The sequence below is a fragment of the Pseudomonas sp. FSL R10-1339 genome (assembly GCF_009600545.1).
Lineage (GTDB): Bacteria > Pseudomonadota > Gammaproteobacteria > Pseudomonadales > Pseudomonadaceae > Aquipseudomonas > Aquipseudomonas bubulae.
In genome coordinates this window covers 1-18,681 of the sequence record NZ_WIVQ01000090.1, presented here as the reverse complement: position 1 = coordinate 18,681, position 18,681 = coordinate 1, and the positions used below count along the sequence as shown (strand labels likewise).

At 61.0% G+C, this 18,681-nt stretch carries 16 protein-coding genes and 1 pseudogene; 10 read left to right on the top strand and 7 right to left on the bottom strand.

The window, feature by feature from the left end; translation table 11 throughout:
* The 5 genes from GHO03_RS19740 to GHO03_RS19720 form a co-directional block, all read right to left on the bottom strand.
* Positions 1-391 (bottom strand): cell envelope integrity protein TolA (locus tag GHO03_RS19740; RefSeq protein WP_178110341.1); only part of this gene is annotated, 391 nt, incomplete at its 3' end.
* A complete protein-coding gene (gene tolR, locus GHO03_RS19735; RefSeq protein WP_016780534.1) occupies positions 388-834 on the bottom strand; it encodes a protein TolR in 447 nt (148 codons plus the stop codon). The genes tolR and GHO03_RS19740, both read right to left, overlap by 4 nt.
* Before the next feature lie 14 nt (positions 835-848).
* Positions 849-1,559, bottom strand: coding sequence for a protein TolQ (gene tolQ, locus GHO03_RS19730; RefSeq protein WP_095032463.1), 711 nt, complete (start codon positions 1,557-1,559; stop codon positions 849-851).
* 48 nt (positions 1,560-1,607) lie between these two features.
* Complete coding sequence (locus GHO03_RS19725) at positions 1,608-3,515, bottom strand: phytase (protein WP_153400385.1); 1,908 nt, start codon at positions 3,513-3,515, stop codon at positions 1,608-1,610.
* Positions 3,516-3,647: 132 nt separating this feature from the next.
* Positions 3,648-6,182 carry a TonB-dependent receptor gene (locus GHO03_RS19720; RefSeq protein ID WP_095026917.1) on the bottom strand — a complete coding sequence of 845 codons (2,535 nt, stop codon included), beginning with the start codon at positions 6,180-6,182 and terminating at the stop codon, positions 3,648-3,650.
* Between the two features lie 358 nt (positions 6,183-6,540).
* Here GHO03_RS19720 and GHO03_RS19715 point away from each other — a divergent pair, with 358 nt between their 5' ends.
* Positions 6,541-7,461 carry a GGDEF domain-containing protein gene (locus GHO03_RS19715; protein ID WP_153400384.1) on the top strand — a complete coding sequence of 307 codons (921 nt, stop codon included), beginning with the start codon at positions 6,541-6,543 and terminating at the stop codon, positions 7,459-7,461.
* On the top strand, positions 7,458-8,492 hold the full coding sequence (locus GHO03_RS19710; RefSeq protein WP_095000598.1) for an AraC family transcriptional regulator: 1,035 nt from the start codon (positions 7,458-7,460) through the stop codon (positions 8,490-8,492). The genes GHO03_RS19715 and GHO03_RS19710 overlap by 4 nt, the downstream gene beginning before the upstream one ends.
* A gap of 157 nt (positions 8,493-8,649) precedes the next feature.
* Here GHO03_RS19710 and GHO03_RS19705 read toward each other — a convergent pair whose 3' ends face one another.
* Entirely contained in the window at positions 8,650-9,660 is a 1,011-nt protein-coding gene (locus tag GHO03_RS19705; protein ID WP_095000599.1) for an Ldh family oxidoreductase, read from the bottom strand.
* A 132-nt stretch (positions 9,661-9,792) separates the two neighbouring features.
* Here GHO03_RS19705 and GHO03_RS19700 point away from each other — a divergent pair, with 132 nt between their 5' ends.
* From GHO03_RS19700 to GHO03_RS19675, 6 genes are all read left to right on the top strand, one after another.
* A complete protein-coding gene (locus GHO03_RS19700) occupies positions 9,793-10,668 on the top strand; it encodes a MurR/RpiR family transcriptional regulator (protein ID WP_372241770.1) in 876 nt (291 codons plus the stop codon).
* Between the two features lie 13 nt (positions 10,669-10,681).
* On the top strand, positions 10,682-11,437 hold the full coding sequence (locus GHO03_RS19695) for a transporter substrate-binding domain-containing protein (protein WP_095000601.1): 756 nt from the start codon (positions 10,682-10,684) through the stop codon (positions 11,435-11,437).
* A 104-nt stretch (positions 11,438-11,541) separates the two neighbouring features.
* A complete protein-coding gene (locus GHO03_RS19690; RefSeq protein ID WP_095019762.1) occupies positions 11,542-12,261 on the top strand; it encodes an ABC transporter permease in 720 nt (239 codons plus the stop codon).
* Entirely contained in the window at positions 12,258-12,968 is a 711-nt protein-coding gene (locus GHO03_RS19685) for an ABC transporter permease (RefSeq protein ID WP_095000603.1), read from the top strand. The genes GHO03_RS19690 and GHO03_RS19685 overlap by 4 nt, the downstream gene beginning before the upstream one ends.
* Before the next feature lie 49 nt (positions 12,969-13,017).
* Positions 13,018-14,259: an FAD-dependent oxidoreductase gene (locus GHO03_RS19680; protein ID WP_095000604.1), complete on the top strand. Its 1,242-nt coding sequence runs from the start codon at positions 13,018-13,020 to the stop codon at positions 14,257-14,259.
* 16 nt (positions 14,260-14,275) lie between these two features.
* Complete coding sequence (locus GHO03_RS19675) at positions 14,276-15,061, top strand: amino acid ABC transporter ATP-binding protein (protein ID WP_095000605.1); 786 nt, start codon at positions 14,276-14,278, stop codon at positions 15,059-15,061.
* Between the two features lie 122 nt (positions 15,062-15,183).
* Here GHO03_RS19675 and GHO03_RS19670 read toward each other — a convergent pair whose 3' ends face one another.
* Complete coding sequence (locus tag GHO03_RS19670; RefSeq protein WP_095000606.1) at positions 15,184-17,220, bottom strand: NADPH-dependent 2,4-dienoyl-CoA reductase; 2,037 nt, start codon at positions 17,218-17,220, stop codon at positions 15,184-15,186.
* 210 nt (positions 17,221-17,430) lie between these two features.
* Here GHO03_RS19670 and GHO03_RS19665 point away from each other — a divergent pair, with 210 nt between their 5' ends.
* Positions 17,431-18,561: a carbon-nitrogen hydrolase family protein gene (locus GHO03_RS19665; RefSeq protein ID WP_095021028.1), complete on the top strand. Its 1,131-nt coding sequence runs from the start codon at positions 17,431-17,433 to the stop codon at positions 18,559-18,561.
* Between the two features lie 4 nt (positions 18,562-18,565).
* Positions 18,566-18,681 (top strand): annotated as a pseudogene (locus tag GHO03_RS19660) (AraC family transcriptional regulator); the annotation flags it as partial.

Genomic DNA, 18,681 nt, shown 5'->3' with positions numbered 1-18,681 from the left:
GCTGCTCCACTTGCGCCTGCTTCTGCTCCTCGACCCGCTTGCGTGCGAGCGCCGCCTGTTCCAGTTTGCGCGCCTGGATCTGCGGGTCCACTTTAGGCTTGACCACCTCGGGCCTGGCCTCAACCACCGGTGCCGGAGTCACCACCGGCAGCGGCTCCGGCGCAGGAGGCGCCATTACCGGTTCGGCGGGCAGCATCACCAGCCGGGTTTTCAGGGTCGATGGCACAGGCTCCGGCAGCGATTGCTCCATGCTCCAGCCCAGCACCAGGAACGCCACCACAGCGCTGTGCAGAGCCACGCTGACCACCAGCGCCTGGCTGTTATGCCACATCCGCGACCAGGGCAACGGCTGTGCAGGCGCCAGCTCGCCGTGCATCAACGCGGCACTCATTGTGGCGCCTCGGTCACCAGCCCCAGGTTGCTCACGCCACCTTGCTGCAGGGCCGCCATCGCCTTGACCACGCTGCCATAACCCGCCTCGTTGTCGGCGCGGATATACACCTGGGTGTTGCTGTCCTGCGCCACCACCTGGCCGACCTTGGCCTGCAACTCCTCAAGGCTGACGGCGCTGTCGGTCTGGTTCTTGGTGTCCAGTTCACTGCCCAGGTTCCAGTAGTAGCCACCTTCGGCCTTGACTGACAGAGTGAGGATTTTTTGCTGGCTGTCATTGACCAGGGCTTCACTGGCCACTTTCGGCAGTTCGATTTTCACCCCCTGGGTCAACATCGGCGCGGTCACCATAAAGATCACCAGCAGCACCAGCATCACGTCGATGTAAGGCACTACGTTCATTTCGGCCTTGGGCCCGTGTTTGCGCTGTGGTCGAGCAAGCATGATGAAACTCCCTTTCAAGCGACGGCGGACATGTTCCGCGAACCGGCATGCAGGCTGCGGTACAAGCGCATCTGCACTTCATTGCCGAGGCTGTAGTAACGGGTCAGCAGGGTCTGGCTACGGGCCGAGAAACGGTTGTAGGCAATCACGGCCGGGATCGCCGCAAACAGGCCGATGGCGGTGGCGATCAGGGCTTCGGCGATGCCCGGGGCGACGGTGGACAGGGTCGCCTGTTGCACCTGGGACAGGCCGATAAAGGAGTTCATGATCCCCCACACGGTACCGAAGAGTCCGATATAGGGGCTCACCGAGCCGACGGTCGCGAGAAACTGCAGGCCTTTCTCCAGGCGAATCTCCTGCTCGCTGATGGCCACATACAGCGCCCGCTCCACCCCTTGCATCACGCCTTCGGCATCCACTCCCGGCTGCTGCTTGAGTTGGGCGTATTCACTGTAGGCAGCGGCGAATACTCGCTCGGCACCGGCATCTTCCTGGCTGGCGTCGCGGCTTTCGCGGTACAGGGCATTGAGTTCGCCCTGGCCACGCAGGCGCCCGGCAAAGTTGTCCATGTCGCGCTCGCTACGGCGCAGGATGGCGCTGCGGCGCACAATCAGAAACCAGCTCAACAGCGAGGCCAGCAGCAGGATCAGCATCACCCCCTTGACCAGCAGACTCGCGTCGCTGATCAGGCCCCAGATCGTCATATGTTCCATGGTTGCGTGCATGTTGTTGCTCCAGTAAAGGGGTATTTATAAGCGTCTTAAATGACCGGGTTATGGCAAGTGCAGGGCCTTGGCCACTTCAGCCCAGGGGATGTACTTGAAGTTCTGCGCCTGCTCGGGCATGCGTTTGCGACCGTCCTGAACCACCAACATGCCTTTGTGCCACGGGCCGCCGAGGTTGGCCGAGGTCACTTCCAGGCCATCGGTTTCCGACGCGCCGTCGATGCCCGCCGCCGCATTGACCCCCACCCGGAACGCACCGCGCAGGGCATACGGCGGCTCGGCATCGACCACCACATAGCTGTCGTTGCCCTGGCTGGAGATCACCAGGTAGTTGTCTTTTTCGGTCTGGTACAGGCCCATGCCTTCGATATCGTCATGCACCTGTTCACCCACCCTGATCACGCTGGTGAGCGTGGCCGGTTGGTCAGGCCGGGCATCCACCGCCCACACCGCCACATCCTCCTCACCGAGGAACAGCCGCTGGTTGCGATCGCCCGCTACACAGCCTTCGGGTTGGCTGGCCACCTTGAACTGGCGCACCAGCTCGCCCTGCACCTTGTCGCCCTTGGCGTACAAGCGGTGCTGCACAAAAGTGCCGTCCTTGTCGTTGGTAAAACTGTAGATCTCGCCGGTAGGGGCCTTGAACAGGCACAGGCCGTAAATATCGGTAACCGGCGTGGCAATCTCGCCCGCTTCCTGCAAGGTGCCGGTGGCGCGGTCGATGCTGAACACGCTGAGGCTGTTGTGATCGCGATTGGTTGCCACGGCCAGATCCACAGTGCGTCCGCCCAGCTCGAAACCCGGGCGCACATCGACGTTGTTCAGGCGGCCCACAGGCAGATGCTGCACGCGTTTGCCCTGCAGGTCGTACACCTCAAGGCCCTGCTGCTTGTTGGTGCCCAGTACCCGGCTCAGAGCAGGGGTTTTCGGGTGTACCCAGATGGCCGGGTCATCCGCGGCATCACCCTGGCTCATCACCACGTCGGTTTGCACCGCAGGTTTTACGCTGACCAGCACAGGGGGGTGGCTGGCCGGGGTGGCCTTCCAGCCCAATGCGCCTTCGTACATTTTGCTGCTGGCACCGTCCTGCACCAGCAGTTGCAGGCCATGCGGCGTCTGACGCAGGGCCAGATGCTCCGGCTCGCGGACCCCGGCCAGGGGCAAGCTGGCAACGGCTGCCCAGCCCTTGCCCTGCTGCTGATACAGATTCAGTTGTGCCGCCTCGGGATCGAGGCCGAGCATACCGCCCGGCATCAGGGCCATGTCCCCGGTGGATTTTTTTACGTTGCCAAATGGCTCGACCATCGCCACCGGCACGCGCTCGACGTCGGCCTCGGCATGGGCCGGGTAGGCCCACCAACCGACATTCTCTTCGTTGACGAAGAGGTTCTGCGCGGCGTCATCGACCTTGCAGAACTTGGCCTGCGGCGGCAGGGGCAGGCTGCGCACCAGCAGCGGCGTCGGCAGACGGCGGCTCTCAGCGGCAACCAGCCATTGCTCGCCCCTGCCCTCTTCACCCACGGTAAACAGGTAGATATTGCTCGCGTCGTCCTGGTACAGGCACACGCCATTCACCGCGTAGTCGCGGGTGGGCAGATAGGATGGCGCCTGCCATTGATGGCTCTTGGGGTCGAGATTGAACAGCGCAACCTGCTGCTTGTCCTTGTCGTTACTGGCCACCAGCACCTGGTCGCCCAGGACGCGGCTGTCCAGCCCGGCAAAGGCGCCCTGGACCCGGCTCAGGGTGTTGCCCTGTTTATCAAGCAACAGCAGGCCTTCGCGCTTGCTTGCCGCCAGGCGCTCGTCACCTGTGCTACCGGGTAAAAAACTCAGGGCCTGGGCCTTGCTGGTGGACCATTGCTGCAATGTCGGGGCAGCAATATCGGTAGCTGCCTGGACGCTGCCTGCGGTCAGGCAGGCGAGCAAGGGCAGGAGGCGGGGTTTGCGTGTGAACATGAGTGATCAATCCTGAATTCTGTTCAAAAAAACAATGGCGCTTCAGTGGGAGCGAGCCTGCTCGCGAAGGTCTCAACATCACTTACCGCCTTCGCGAGCAGGCTCGCTCCCACAAGGGGGGGCATCGAAGCCTTAAAAATGGGTGTAGGTCAGGCCCAGTGAGTAGGTTGGCCCGTATTCTTCGTACTGGTTGTTGAAGCGGCTGTTGCCGCTGTACGTGAAGTACGGCTGGTCCGTAAGGTTCTGGGCGTCGAACTTGACTTGCAGGTTCTTGGTCAGCGAGTAGCGGGCACTGAAGTCGACAAAGGTCTGGGCATTGACATAGGTGTCATGGGCCTTGTCGTTGACCCCGGCCAGTTCGTAGAGGTAGTCCGACTTGTAGTTGGCCGACAGGCGCAGGCTCAGCTTGTCGTCTTCCCAGCCGAGCATCAGGTTGCCGACGGTCTTGGACTGATTGGGCAAATCGATATCGCGCTTGAGGCTGGCTCCGGTCGCTGCGTCAACGCCCTTGATACTGGCATTGGAGCGGCTGAACGTGCTGTTGGCGCCCAGGATCAAACCGTTCCAGGGTGACGGCAGCCAGTCGAACTTCTGCGAGTAGGCCAGTTCCAGACCATAGAGCTTGGCGCTGTCGCCGTTGGCATAGCTGTGGGCTTCGGTGAAGTCGACCCACTCGCCGCTGCCCGCCAGGTCGTTGTTGTAGACGAAGTTTTTAATGTCTTTGTAGAAGAGGAACGCCGACACCGTGCCCGCCTGCCCCATAAAGTGCTCGATGCCAAGGTCGAAGTTGCTCGATTCCAGCGGCTTGAGGTTGGGGTTGCCGAACTCGGCTTTGTCATCTTCGATAACAAAGCCCGGGGCTAGCTGGCCAAAGGTCGGGCGCACGACGGTGTTGGTCCAGGCCGCCCGCACCTGGGTGTTTTTCGCCAACTGATAGCGCGCATGCAGGCCCGGCAGCCAGTGGTGGTAATCGCGCCGGGTGTTTTGCTCTGCAAAGACGCCATCGCGCACGCCCGTACCCTTGGCCTCGAACTCGGTGCCCTCGTAGCGCATGCCGGCGATAAAGCGCCAGTCATCGATATCCAGGGTGTTCATCAGGTAGGCCGCATTGATGTCTTCGCGCATCTTGAAGTCATTGGCCCGCGAGTCCTGCTCGTTGTAGAAGTCGTCGCGGTTGAGGCCGCCGATCAGGTCCTTGATCGCCCCGCCGCTGATGCCCGGGCCGTACTGGCCAAGGTTGTAGTGCAGGTTGCCCTTGTTGAACGCATTGAGGCTCAGTTGCTCGTCGCTGAAGCCCAGATCGGAGAAGTCCTTGTAGGTCCAGGCATTGAGGTCGTTGTCCTTGTTGCGCCGGCTGACCTTGCCGCCAAACTTGACCTGGGAGGCATAGCCCTGCACGTCGTAATCGCGGGCCAGGTCCAGGCGGATATTTTTCTCGGTGTCCTTGGTGTGCTGTTCTTGCCAGTCCACCTTGTCGAGGCTGAAGTTGGTCGGGTCATAAAAGCCAGCGCCGATGATCGGCCGCGGTTTTTCGGTGTCGTAGAAACCGCCGTTGCCAATGCTCGAGCTGCCCTTGAAGGTGGCCCCGGCGATGCCCCCCGGGTTGTCTTCGCTGGACTCGCTGTAACCGGCCTGCCCGCTGAGGGTCCACAGGCCCATGGTGCGTTCGCCGCCGAATACGTAGGACTGGATTTCCTGGGTTTCTTCGCGCTGCTTGAGCTTGCGCTTGGTCTTGGTTTTACCCACCTCGTCTTCGGCCTGGGGGTCGGAGAATTCAAAGGCGGTGGAGTTGCGGGTTTCGTTGTCCTCAAAGCGGCTGTACAGGGTGCGCAGGTACAGACTGGTATCGTCGTCGGGCTTGTAATCAAAGTTGAGGCCGCCACCGGCACGCTCGCGGCTGATCTCGTAAACACGCTGTTCAAAGCTGTTCAGACGGGCGCCATCGGTGAAGTCCCAGTCGCCGCCGGTTTCGACGTTGTCGGAGCGAAAGTCGCGCTTGTTCCAGCTCAGGGCTGCGGCCACACCGAAGTTGTCGACACCGTCACCCAGGCTGAAACGGTCGCTGATGGCGCCCGACACCTTGGGGCTGGTCTTGTGGCTGTTCTTGTTGTATCCGGCCTCGGTGCTGCCGGTGAAAAACAGGCCGTCATGGTCGAAGGCCGAGAGGCTTTGTACGTCTACCGTGCCACCCAGGGAGTTGGCGTCCATATCCGGGGTCAGGGTCTTGATCACCGACAGCGACTGCACCAGTTCCGAGGGCAAGACGTCCAGGGCCACGGCGCGGCGGGCGCTTTCCGGGGACGGTACCAGTGTTCCGTTGATGGTCACGCTATTGAGGTCCGGGCCCAGGCCACGCACGCTGACAAAGCGGCCTTCGCCCTGATCGCGCTCAATGCTGATACCGGGCAGGCGCTGTACCGCCTCGGCCACGTTGGCGTCGGGCAACTGCGCCACGCCATCGGCATGCACCACGCTTTCGATGGTGTCCGAGTTGCGTTGCTGCTTGAGTGCCTTGTCCAGGCTGACGGCCTGACCGACTACCTCGACGTGTTCAGTGGCACCGATGGCCGATGTTTCGGCGGCGCTCAAACGTTCGCTGGCGATTGCCAGGGCCAATGCACTGACCGTAAAGCCGACCCACTGCGCCTTGCTGCGACACTTGTACATGTTGGTGCTCCCCCAAAATCGCACGTCAGGCCGGGCAAATGGCCCGACAACTTGGGAGCGAAAGCTAGGGTCGGCGGATGACAGCGCTGTGACAGTGTTCGGCGAAACGCCCGAAACAAAAGGTTTCAAGCAGTGATAAAGGGGTAAATGAGCTGATTTGACCTGATTACGAAAGGATCGCCCCCCGTAGCAGCTGCCGAAGGAACGAGGCTGCTGCTACGAAATCGGGGGCAACCACGAGCTTGCGTTTAACTTTTTTTTCACCACACACCTGAGCTGATTCGACCCGCAAGCCCCGTCATACAGTTGTCACACCGCTCTGCTCTGCTGACCGGCAATAGGTTTGGGTAGAACTCTGATGACTTGGTTAAACGTCCTTAAACACCATCGCTACAAGCTTGGTTTACTGCTGCTGGCCGCCAATGCCGCGGTACTGCTCAACCTGGCATTCGGCACGCCCAAGGCCTTCAGCGAATGGCACTGGCTGGATATCTTCGGCGAAGGCGGCACCGCCCTGTTTATGCTGTTCTGGCTGGGGCTGGTGATTAAAAGCCGGCCCACCGGGCGGGTCACCAACTACCTGGCGTACGGCCTGTGCTTTATGATTTTTTCCTGGTGGGTGGATGTGCTCGACGAGTTTATCCGCCTGCCCAAACATATTGGCTGGGATCACTGGATGGAGTCGGCACCCATGCCCGTCGGCATGATTCTGCTGACCATCGGCCTGTTTCATTGGCACCGCGAGCAGCAGGCTATCAATCAACAGATGGAGAAGCGCGAGCGGGTATTTCGCGAGCACCGGCTGTTCGACAAACTCACCCCTCTGGGCGGCGCCGGTTACCTCAAGCACCAGGTCAGCGACTGCCTGGCGCAAAGCGTCGAGCAGCAACAGCCGCTGTCACTGCTGGCGCTGGATATCGACGATTTCACGTCCATCAACCAGCATTACGGCCACGCCGAAGGTGATGCCGTGTTGCAGGCCCTCAGCCAGTTGCTGCTGCTCAACCTGCGTCGCCACGATCTGCTCTGCAGGCTGGCCGGTGACCGTTTTGTGGTGCTGTTGCCCAATACCGGCGAGAGTCAGGCCCGCTTGCTGGCGCTGGAACTGCAGCAGGCGGTACAGAGCCTGGCCCACAAAACCCGCCAACAGGGTGAACGGGTGTATCTGTCGGCCAGTACCGCGGTGGTGATGGCCGTCAACGAAGCGCCCGATGAGCTGCTCAAGCGCCTGAACCTGACACTGGTGCGGGCCAAGCCGCCACGGAGCAAACGCGCATGACCCTGGACAGCCGCTGGTACGAAGCCGACAGCCGCTTTATTGCCGGGCATTATCAACCTGCGACCCTGATTGATCTGGCGTTGTCGCGGGATATCGACAGCCATCGCCTGCTGCGCGGTACCGGGCTGTTTTACGAGGACATCGTCGCCGGGCACACGCGTCTCAGCCCCCAGCAGTGTTTTACCCTGATCGCCAATGCACAACGCTTACTCGAAGCCGATGACAGCAGTTTTCTGTTTGGCCAGCGCCTGTGGCCGGGGCATTACGGCCCGGCCAGCCACGCCCTGCAGCAGGCACAGAACCTGCAGCAGGCCCTGGAAACCCTGATCCATCACCGCGCCCTGCTCAGCCCCTTGCTCACCCCGCGGCTGTTGCTGGACGACAAATACGCCTATGTGTACTGGCTCGACAGTTGTGGGGCCCAGGAGCAATTGCGTTTTGTACTGGAGGCCAGTATGACGGCGCTGATGGCCATGAGTCAGTGGCTCAGTGGCGAGCGCCTGCCGTGGGAATGCAGTTTCAGCCATGCCGAGCCGCATTATGTGGAGCAGTACTGGGTACATCTGGGGGAGAACACCCAGTTTGGCTGCCAGCTGGACATGATGCGCCTGCCCCGTGAATACCTGACCCGGCCCTGGCCGAATGCCTCGGCCATTGCCCGCCAAGTGGCCTATCAACAGGCACAGGAGCAGTTGCACAGCCTGGGCTTTCGCGCCAGCCTGCTTGACCGGCTGTATGTGTACTTGCGCAACAATGCCCGGGAGGCTCCGGGCCTTGAGCAGGCCGCGCAGCATTTTTCGGTGAGCCAGGCCACCCTCAAGCGCAAGCTGAACAAGCACGGCACCCATTTTCAGGCCCAGCAGGATCAGGCGCGCAAGCATATGGCGCTGTATCTTTACCAGATCAAGGGGCTGAGCAATGAAGCGGTGGCCGAGTACCTGAACTTCAACGACCCGGCGAACTTTCGCCGGGCCCTGAAACGCTGGACGGGGTGTACACCCAATCTGATACGGCAGTTTCTGGCGTTGTAAGCCACTCCCCAAACCTGATGCGCGCAGGTGGATTGTGGGAGCGGGCTTGCTCGCGATGCAGGCCACGCCGGTTATCTGGCAAACCGCGGTGATGCTATCGCGAGCAAGCCCGCTCCCACAGGTTTAGCGGCGTTTACCAAACGGATCCTTGGCGCAGTTACCCCGCCAGCTCACGCAATTTGGCCAGCTCTTCAGCCCCCAGCGGGATGCCTTCGCTCAACGATTTGGCCCGCTCGATAAAGCGCCGGTCACCCGGCATGCGCTCAAGCCCTACTGCATGCATCTGCCGCACCAGTTCTGCGCTGCGCTGGGCAAAGCTGTTGCCGCCAGATTTGCTCGGGTCGATCACGATCAGCAATTGGCCGGTCCACGGGGTTTGTGCACCCGGATGTTTCGACCAGTCAAACTCAAACGAGAAATTACCCCCCGTCAGCGCCGCCGCCAGCAACTCGACCATCATCGACAGCGCCGAGCCCTTGTGCCCGCCAAAAGGCAGCAAAGCGCCGCCGTCGAGGATGGCTTTCGGGTCTTCAGTGGGCTCACCCTGCTTGTCTACGCCCATGCCAGCAGGCAACGAGTGGCCTTTACGAGCGGCAATTTGCACGTCGCCGTGGGCAATCGCACTGGTGGCCAGGTCGAATACGATCGGATTGCCATCCGCACAGGGTGCGGCAAAGGCAATCGGGTTGGTGCCAAACAACGGTTTTTGTGCACCGTGAGGCACTACGCAGGTCATGCTGTTGACCACGCTCAAGGCCACCAGGCCTTCTTCGGCAAACGGCTCGACATCCGGCCAGAGCGCGGCGAAGTGATGGGAGTTACGAATCGCCAGCACCGCAATCCCGGCACTGCGGGCTTTTGCCACCAGCAACTCGCGGGCGGCCGCCAATGCTGGCTGGGCAAAGCCCCCCGCCGCATCCACGCGGATAAACCCGCTGGCAACGTCTTCTACAACCGGCACCGCCTGGCCATTGACCCAGTTGCTGGCCAGTGATGACAGATAACCCGGAATGCGGAATACCCCATGGCTATAGGAACCATCGCGCTGCGCCCGGGCGCAGTTGTCCGCCAGTACCCCGGCAACCTCCGGCGAGGTGCCATGACGCTCAAAAATCCGTTGCAGCAAAGCGGTCAATTCGGCGAGGGAAAGCGACTGCGTGGATGACATTCTGGGGCTCCAGTCTGATTATTTTTGTCTGAGGCAAACTATCCTTCGATGACAGTTCTCTGTCAATTGTTGACTTAATGACAGAAAACATTCACTTTCTGCAACGCGCTGAAATAAAAACAGGAAGCAGTCGTGAGCCAGCCGATTAAACAACGCCTTGAAAGCAGTCTGTCAACCGCCGCCCCCTCGGGCCGGGCGATTGCCAGCTACATGCTGGCCAATCTCTACGAGCTGCCCTTTCAGACCGCCGCCGACATCGCCAGCAAACTGGGGGTCAGCGAGTCCAGTGTGGGGCGCTTTTGCCGTGCCCTGGGCTATAGCCATTTCAAGGATTTGAAAAACGATCTCAAGGGCGACCTGGGCGACGGCCCGTGGCTGGTCGGTGATCGCTTGCAAGAATTCCGCCAGCAGTCGAGCCAGAGCCCGCAGGCCCTGCCGCGCAGCTTCGAGCTGGAAGTCGGGGCGCTGGTCAAGGTCTACGAATACAGCCTCACCCCGCAGTGGCGTGCCGTCAGCCAGCGCCTGGCCACGCGGCCCAAGGTGTTTGTCGCAGGCTTCCAGACCGAGCGCGGAATCGCCGCCTCGATGGTGCATTTACTGCAATACCTGCGCGATGGCGTGCAGCTGGTCGACGGCGCCGCCGGGCATTACGCCGATGTACTGCTGTGCCCGCCGGCAGACTGCGCCCTGGTGGTGTTTGAAGCCCGTCGCTACTCGCGCCACGCCCAGTTGTTGTGCCGCAAGGCACGCGAGGCCGGCATCGAGGTCACGCTGGTCACCGATACCTTCTGCGACTGGGCCGACCAGAGCGCCAATGAAGTGTTTCGCGTGCCCACCGAGTTCAACCTGTTCTGGGAGTCCACCGCGGCCATGCTGTCGCTGGTGCATTTGCTGATCAATGAAGTGTGCAAACAACTGGGGCCTGACGTTGAAAAGCGTCTTGAGGCAACCGCGGCCTTACACAATGAGTTCGTGGGCTACACATCCTCACCCGGATCAAAACAATAAAACGAGGTGCTAGATGAAATACGTCATTCGCTTTGCAAGTGCATGCGCACTGGTGGCCGCCGTTGCAGCCAATGCTCAGGCCGACACGCTGACTATCGCCACCGAAGGCGCCTACCCTCCCTTCAACACCACCAACTCGGACGGCACGGTGTCCGGCTTTGACGTCGACATCACCAATGCCCTGTGCGAGCGCATGAACGCGCAATGCAAGATCGTTGCCCAGGACTGGGACGGTATTATCCCGGGGCTGATGGCGAAAAAATACGACGCCATCGTCGCGTCGATGATCGTGACCGATGAACGCAAAAAGAAGATCGCGTTTACCAATCACTACTACCGCACCCCGCTGTCGATCGCCGTGCCTAAAGACTCTGATATCACCGATGCCCAGATCGACTTCAAGGGCCGCACCATCGGTGCCCAGGGCGCTGCAACCCAGGGCATCTACGCCGAAGACCACTACGAAAAAGCCGGCGCCAAGCTCAACCTGTACCCGACCCTGGACGAGGCCAACGCCGAGTTGAAAAACGGTCGTGTCGATGCGGTGATTGCCGACAAATTCCCGCTGCTGGAATGGATCAACAAGGCCAGCGACGACTGCTGCAAAATCATCGGTGACGTCAACGGCACCAATGCCGACGCCGCCATTGCCGTACGCCAGAGCGATACCGTGCTGCGCGAGCGTTTCAACAAGGCGCTGGACGAAATCGTGGCTGACGGCACCTATAAAAAGATCAGCAGCAAGTACTTCGACTTCGACATTTACTGAGTCGCCTGCCCTCGCTTGAGGGCCTCCCTGCCAATGACCCTGCCCTGCGCACATAACGTGCGCAGTGGCTGAATTTCGGCCCACTTTTGCCCGGGGATTCGAGCATGCTCGATCAACTCTCACTTCTTTCTTTTGCCAGTGGCGGCTGGGGCTCGGCGTTGCTCGCCGGCGCGCTGGTGACCATTGCCCTGGCCTTGAGCTGCCTGCCTATCGGCTTGCCCCTGGGCCTGGTCGTGGCGGTGGCGGCACGCTCAAAAAACCGTTGGCTGCGGGCGTGGGCGACGACCTTTTCCACGGTATTTCGCGGTTTGCCGGAACTGCTGACCCTGCTGATCATTTATTACGGCTGCCAGATCGCCGCACAAAAGCTGCTCGCCATGATGGGCTACGACGCGCAGGTGACGATCAATACCTTCGTCGCTGCGATGGTGGCTTTCAGCCTGGTATTTGCCGCCTTCTCGAGCGAGATCTGGCTGGGTGCGTTTAAAACCATTCCCAAGGGCCAGTTCGAAGCGGCCTCGGCACTGGGCCTGAGCAAATTCACCACCTTTCGCAAGGTGGTACTGCCACAACTGGCACGCATCGCCCTGCCGGGGCTGTCGAACAACTGGCTGTCGCTGCTCAAGGACACCTCGCTGGTGTCGACCATTTCCCTGGTGGACCTGATGCGCCAGACCAACCTGGCGGTCAGCGTGACCAAAGAGCCGATGCTGTTCTACACCGTCGCCTGCCTGGGCTATCTGTTTTTCTCGGCGATTTCCGGGCGTCTGTTCGCCTTTCTTGAACGCTACTTCAGCCGCCATCAACGGAGCGCGCAGCCATGAGTCTGGCGGATCTACAAAACATGTTTCTCAACCCCGACCTGCTGGAACGCTACGGCCCGCGGTTTATCGACGGGCTGCTGGTCACCGGCAAACTGGTAGCGATTTCCTTTACCCTGGGGGCTTTGCTCGGCTTGCTGATCGCCCTGGGGCGTTTGTCGAGCAACCGCTTCTTGCGCAGTTTTACCGGTGCCTACGTGTACTTTTTCCGCGGCTCACCGCTGCTGGCGCAACTGTTTTTGCTGTACTACGGCCTCGGCTCGTTCAAGGGCTTCTGGCAGGACGTGGGCCTGTGGTGGTTTTTCCGCGATGCGTGGTTCTGCACCCTGCTGGCTTTCACTCTCAACACGGCGGCGTACCAGGCCGAGATCCTGCGCGGCAGTATCCTCTCCGTGGCCCAGGGCCAGCGTGAGGCCTGCAAAGCGCTGAACCTGTCGCGCTGGACCACCTTTCGCAAGATCATTCTGCCGCAATCGTTGCTGGTGGCCATCGGCCCGCTGGGCAATGAACTGATCCTGATGATCAAGGCCAGTGCGATTGCCTCGCTGGTAACCATTTACGACCTGATGGGCGTGACCAAGATGGCGTTTTCGCGCAGTTTCGACTTTCAGGTCTACCTGTGGGCCGCCGTGCTGTATCTGCTGATCGTGGAAGTGGTGCGGCGCAGCCTGAAACTGATCGAAGGCCGCCTCGGCCGCCATTTGCAGTAAGCCCATTGCCCGGGCTGCGCACACGGCCCCCTGTTTTAAGGATTTGTTTATGCACTGCGACACTATCGTTCTGGGCGCCGGCATTGTCGGCGTCAGTACCGCGTTGCAACTCCAGGCTCGTGGGCGCAGCGTCGTGCTGCTTGACCGCGCCCAGCCAGGCAGCGGCACCAGCCACGGCAATGCCGGGTTGATCGAGCGCGCCAGCGTGATCCCCTATTCGTTCCCGCGGGAACTTTCGCGCCTGTTGCGCTATGGCCTCAACCAGCAATCGGACGTGCGCTACAGCCTCAAGCACCTGCCCAAGGCCGGGCCGTGGCTGTTGAAGTACTGGCAGCAATCCGCTCCCAAGGCGCTGGCCAGGGCCACCCGGGCCATGCTGCCGCTGATTGAACAATGCGTCAGCGAACACGACTTGCTGGCCGAGCCCGCCGGGGTGACTGCGCTGATCGATGACAGCGGCTGGATCGAGGTCTATCGCACCCAGGCCGACTTCGACAAGGCCCAACGCGATGCGGCGGCCTTGAGCGACTACAGGCTCAACTACCGGGTACTGGGCGAACAGCAGGTGCACGCCCTGGAGCCGGGCCTGCATAACGATGTGATCGGAGGCATTCACTGGCTCGATCCCAAGACCGTCAGTGACCCGGGCGGCCTGACCCGGGGTTATGCCGAATTGTTTGTAAAGCGTGGAGGCACCTTTGTCATCGGTGACGCCACCAGCCTGCGGGCAACGGCCGGGCAATGGCAGGTCGAGAGCCAGAAGGGCCTGATCGTCGGCAACGAAGTGGTGATTGCCCTCGGCCCGCAAGCACGGGCGATTTTCGAACCGCTGGGCTATCGCATTCCCCTGGCAATCAAGCGCGGCTATCACATGCATTACGCGGCCAAAGACGGCCACACCATGCAGCACCCGATTCTGGATTCGGTGGGCGGTTATGTGCTGGCACCGATGGTGGGCGGTATTCGCCTGACCACCGGGATCGAATTTGCCGACAGCGATGACCCGATCAACGAAATCCAGTTGCGCCGCTGCGAGGAGCGCGCCCAACGCCTGTACCCGCTGGGTGAGCGTGTGGATGCCGAACCCTGGCTGGGCCGGCGCCCGTGCCTGCCGGACATGTGCCCAGTGATTGGCCCTGGCAGCCGCCACAAGGGCCTGTGGTTCAACTTTGGCCACGCCCATCATGGCCTGACCCTGGGCCCGGTCAGCGGGCGTCTGCTGGCCGAAATGATGACCGGGGAAAAACCTTTCACCGACCCTGCGCCCTACAGCGCCGAGCGTTTTCACTGATCACTGGAGACACACCATGCTTGCACAACCTGCTTACGTTCATCCTGTGTCGCCAGTCACTGACACCCGCAAGGTCGTCGTGGATATCGCCGGGCTGAACAAATATTACAGCGCTTTTCACGTGCTCAAGGGCATCGACCTGAAGGTGCGCGAAGGTGAACGCATTGTGCTGTGCGGCCCGTCCGGCTCTGGCAAATCAACCTTGATCCGCTGCATCAACCGCCTGGAAATCGCCGAGCAGGGTCGCATCCTGATCAACGACACCGACCTGGCACTGCCAACCCGTGAAGCGGCGAAAGTGCGCAGTGAGATCGGTATGGTGTTCCAGCATTTCAACCTGTTCCCGCACATGAGTGTGCTGGACAACTGCATCCTGGCGCCGATGTCGGTGCGCGGCCTGTCGCGCAAGAAAGCCATCGAACTGGCCCAGCATTTTTTGACCAAGGTTGGCATTGCCAGCCAGGCTGATAAATACCCGAGCCAGTTGTCCGGCGGCCAGCAGCAACGTGTGGCCATTGCCCGGGCGTTGTGCATGGAACCGAAAATCATGTTGTTCGATGAGCCGACTTCGGCGCTGGACCCGGAAATGGTCAGCGAAGTGCTGGATGTGATGGTCAACCTGGCGGGCAGTGGCATGACCATGTTGTGCGTGACCCATGAAATGGGTTTTGCCCGGCAGGTGGCGGAGCGGGTGTTGTTCCTGGATGGCGGCATGGTGATTGAAGACTCGCCGCCCGAGGAGTTTTTCAACGCCCCGAAAAGCCCGCGGGCCAAGGCGTTTTTAGCCCAGATCGTGCATTAAGAGCAAAGCCCCTCACCCCAACCCTCTCCCAAAGTGAGAGGGGGCTAAAGGCCAAAGCAGATCTTCGCAACGCCACAAATCAGTCCCCTCTCCCTCCGGGAGAGGGTTAGGGTGAGGGCGCTTTACAACTGCGCCGCCAATCTCGACCCCTGGTCAATCGCACGCTTGGCATCCAGTTCCGCCGCCACATCGGCACCGCCGATCAAATGCACGCTCTGCCCCGCTGCAACCAGGCCATCCTGCAACTCACGCAACGGATCCTGCCCCGCGCAAATCACAATATTGTCTACAGGCAATACCTGCGGCTCGCCCTCGCCAATACGCACATGCAAACCGGCATCGTCGATGCTCAGGTATTCCACGCTGTTGAGCATCTGCACCTGCTTGTTTTTCAGCCCGGCGCGATGGATCCAGCCAGTGGTCTTGCCCAGCCCGTCACCCACCTTGCTGGCCTTGCGTTGCAGCAAGTACACCTGACGCGCCGGGGCATGCACCTGAGGCTTGATCCCGGCCACACCGCCGCGAGCCTCAAGCTCGGTGTCGATGCCCCACTCTTTCCAGAACGCTTCACGGTCCTGGCTGGTAGACACCCCCTGGTGCACCAGAAACTCCGACACGTCAAAACCAATCCCGCCCGCGCCAATCACTGCAACCTTACCGCCCACCGGCTTGCGCTCCAGGATCACGTCCAGATAGCTCAGAACCTTGGGGTGGTCGATACCCGGGATCGCCGGCGTGCGCGGTGCGATGCCGGTGGCCAGGATGATTTCGTCAAACTTGCCTTCGACCAGTTGCTGCACATCCACCCGGGTGTTCAGGCACACCTCGACACCGGTGGTTTGCAGTTTGCGCTTGAAGTAACGCAGGGTTTCAAAGAACTCTTCCTTGCCCGGTATGCGCTTGGCCACATTGAACTGCCCGCCAATCTCGCTGGCTGCGTCAAACAGCACCACTTCATGCCCGCGCTCAGCCGCCACGCTAGCCGCAGACAGCCCGGCCGGGCCGGCACCGACCACGGCGATTTTTTTCACCGCGATGGTCGGCAAATAATTGAGTTCGGTTTCGTGGCAGGCTCGGGGATTGACCAGGCAACTGGTCAGCTTGCCGCCGAAGGTGTGGTCCAGGCAGGCCTGGTTGCAGCCGATGCAGGTGTTGATCTCATCACTGCGCCCGGCAGCCGCCTTGTTGACGAACTCCGGATCAGCCAGAAACGGCCGCGCCATCGACACCATATCGGCATCGCCTTCGGCCAGGATCTGCTCGGCGATTTCCGGAGTGTTGATGCGGTTGGTGGTGATCAGCGGCACACTCACCGAACCGCGCAGCTTGGCGGTGACTTTGCTGAACGCGGCACGGGGTACTTTGGTGGCGATGGTCGGGATGCGCGCTTCATGCCAGCCAATACCGGTGTTGATCAGGGTCGCACCGGCCGATTCGACCGCCTTGGCCAGTTGCACGATCTCTTCCCAGACGCTGCCGCCTGCCACCAGATCGAGCATCGACAGACGATAGATAATGATGAAATTCGGGCCAACGGCTTCGCGCACGCGACGCACGATTTCCACGGGCAGGCGCATGCGGTTTTCGTAGCTGCCACCCCAACGGTCAGTACGCTGGTTGGTGTGCGCCGCCAGGAACTGGTTAATCAGGTAACCCTCGGACCCCATGATTTCGACACCGTCATAGCCGGCACTCTGGGCCAGCCTGGCGCAGGTCACGAAGTCGCTGATCTGCTTTTCGATGCCCTCTTCATCCAGCTCCCTGGGTTTGAACGGGTTGATCGGCGCCTGGATCGCACTCGGCGCGACCTGGCGCGGGCTGTAGGCATAACGCCCGGCGTGGAGGATCTGCAGGCAGATCTTGCCGCCGGCATCGTGTACTGCGCGGGTCACAACCACATGCTTTTCGGCCTCTTCCACCGTACTCAGCTTGGCTGCACCGCTGTACACCCCACCCTCGTCGTTGGGCGCAATGCCGCCCGTGACGATCAGGCCCACGCCACCCCGGGCACGCTCGGCAAAGTAGGCGGCCATGCGTTCAAAGCCACCGGGCTTTTCTTCCAGGCCGGTGTGCATCGAGCCCATCAGGCTGCGGTTGCGCAAAGTGGTAAAACCCAGATCCAGCGGGGCGAGCAAGTGCGGGTAGCGAGTGGCGGTCATCAGTAGGCTCCACAACGGGCGAAATCACGGAACGCGGGATGCTCTGCGGCTCCCGTCGTTGATCTGAGGCACAGTAAAGACTCAACCGACCCCACTCAATGACCCAAAGTTACAAATTATTAACCCAAATGCGCAGCACCCCTTGGCAAGCCAACAACCGCCGCCTACCCTGTAGATTGAATTCCGCTGAAAGCTGTCTGTTTTATTTATATGCGCAAAATAATTGGCTGCACCTTACTGATTGCCCTCTTCGCTGCTGCAGGCGGTTATGCCTGGTGGACCACGCAACGGGATGTTGGCCACTACCTTTCTGACTTGCGCATCGAACTCGCGATTAACGAGGGTGTGAATAATGATCGCGGCAACCTGCTGGGCATCGAGCCCGACCTGTCACCCCGCGACTACCAAAGCCTGGCGCTGGTCCATCTGAAACTGGCGGCCTACTTGAACAGCGCCCGCGATGCCGGGCTGGTCAACGGCAAAACCGTAGTGGTACTGCCGGAACATATCGGTTCCTGGTTGATGTTTCGCGGTGAAAAAAACCAGCTGTATCAAGCCGCCAACCTCAATCAAGCGATGCACTGGCTGGCCATCAGCAACCCGCTGGCCTTTGCCAATGCATGGTTGCGCGCTGACGGCGAAAGCCGGGTCAACGATGCTCATCTGCGCATGAAAGCCAACAGCATGGCCGACGATTACCAGACCCTGTTTGGCGGCCTGGCCAAGGAGTTCGGGGTAACCCTGGTGGCCGGCAGCATCGCCTTGCCCGACCCGCGCATTGAACACGGCAAACTGCTGGTCGGCACCGGCGCGTTGTACAACAGCAGCGTGGTGTTTGACCGCGAGGGTGCCGCCATCGGCACTCCGCAGCGCCAATTGCTGCCCACCTATGAAGAACAAAGCTATATCCAGCCCAGCCCCGATCATGAGCTGAATGTGGTCGACACCCCGGCCGGACGCCTGGGCATCCTGATCGGCAGCGACAGCTGGTACCCCGAGAACTACCGCACGCTGAACGAAAAAGGCGCGCAACTGATCGCAGTGCCCGCGTTTATCGTCGGTAAAACCACTTGGGACAAGCCCTGGGGCGGTTACAAAAGCGTGTCGACGCCCAGTGAAATCAGCCTCAAGCCCGGCGAAGTCACTGAGGGCGATGCCTGGCATCGCCTGACCTTCACCAGCAGCCTGCCCATCAGCACCGCCAACGCTGGCGTCACCGTGTTCTTGCGCGGCAAGTTCTGGGACAAGCACAGCACCGGCCAGGGCTTTATCAGCCGCAACGGCCAGACCAGCCCGGACCAGCCTGGCAGCGGTGCACGACTGCTGAACCTCTGGTTATAGAATGATGAAACCGCTGCCGGTGCGCCTGGGCGATCTATCGGTCGGGTTCGTTCAGTCCCTGGCCGACGCCGTGCGCAGTTGCGGCCACGACCCGGCCCCCCTGCTCGACCAGTTCGGCCT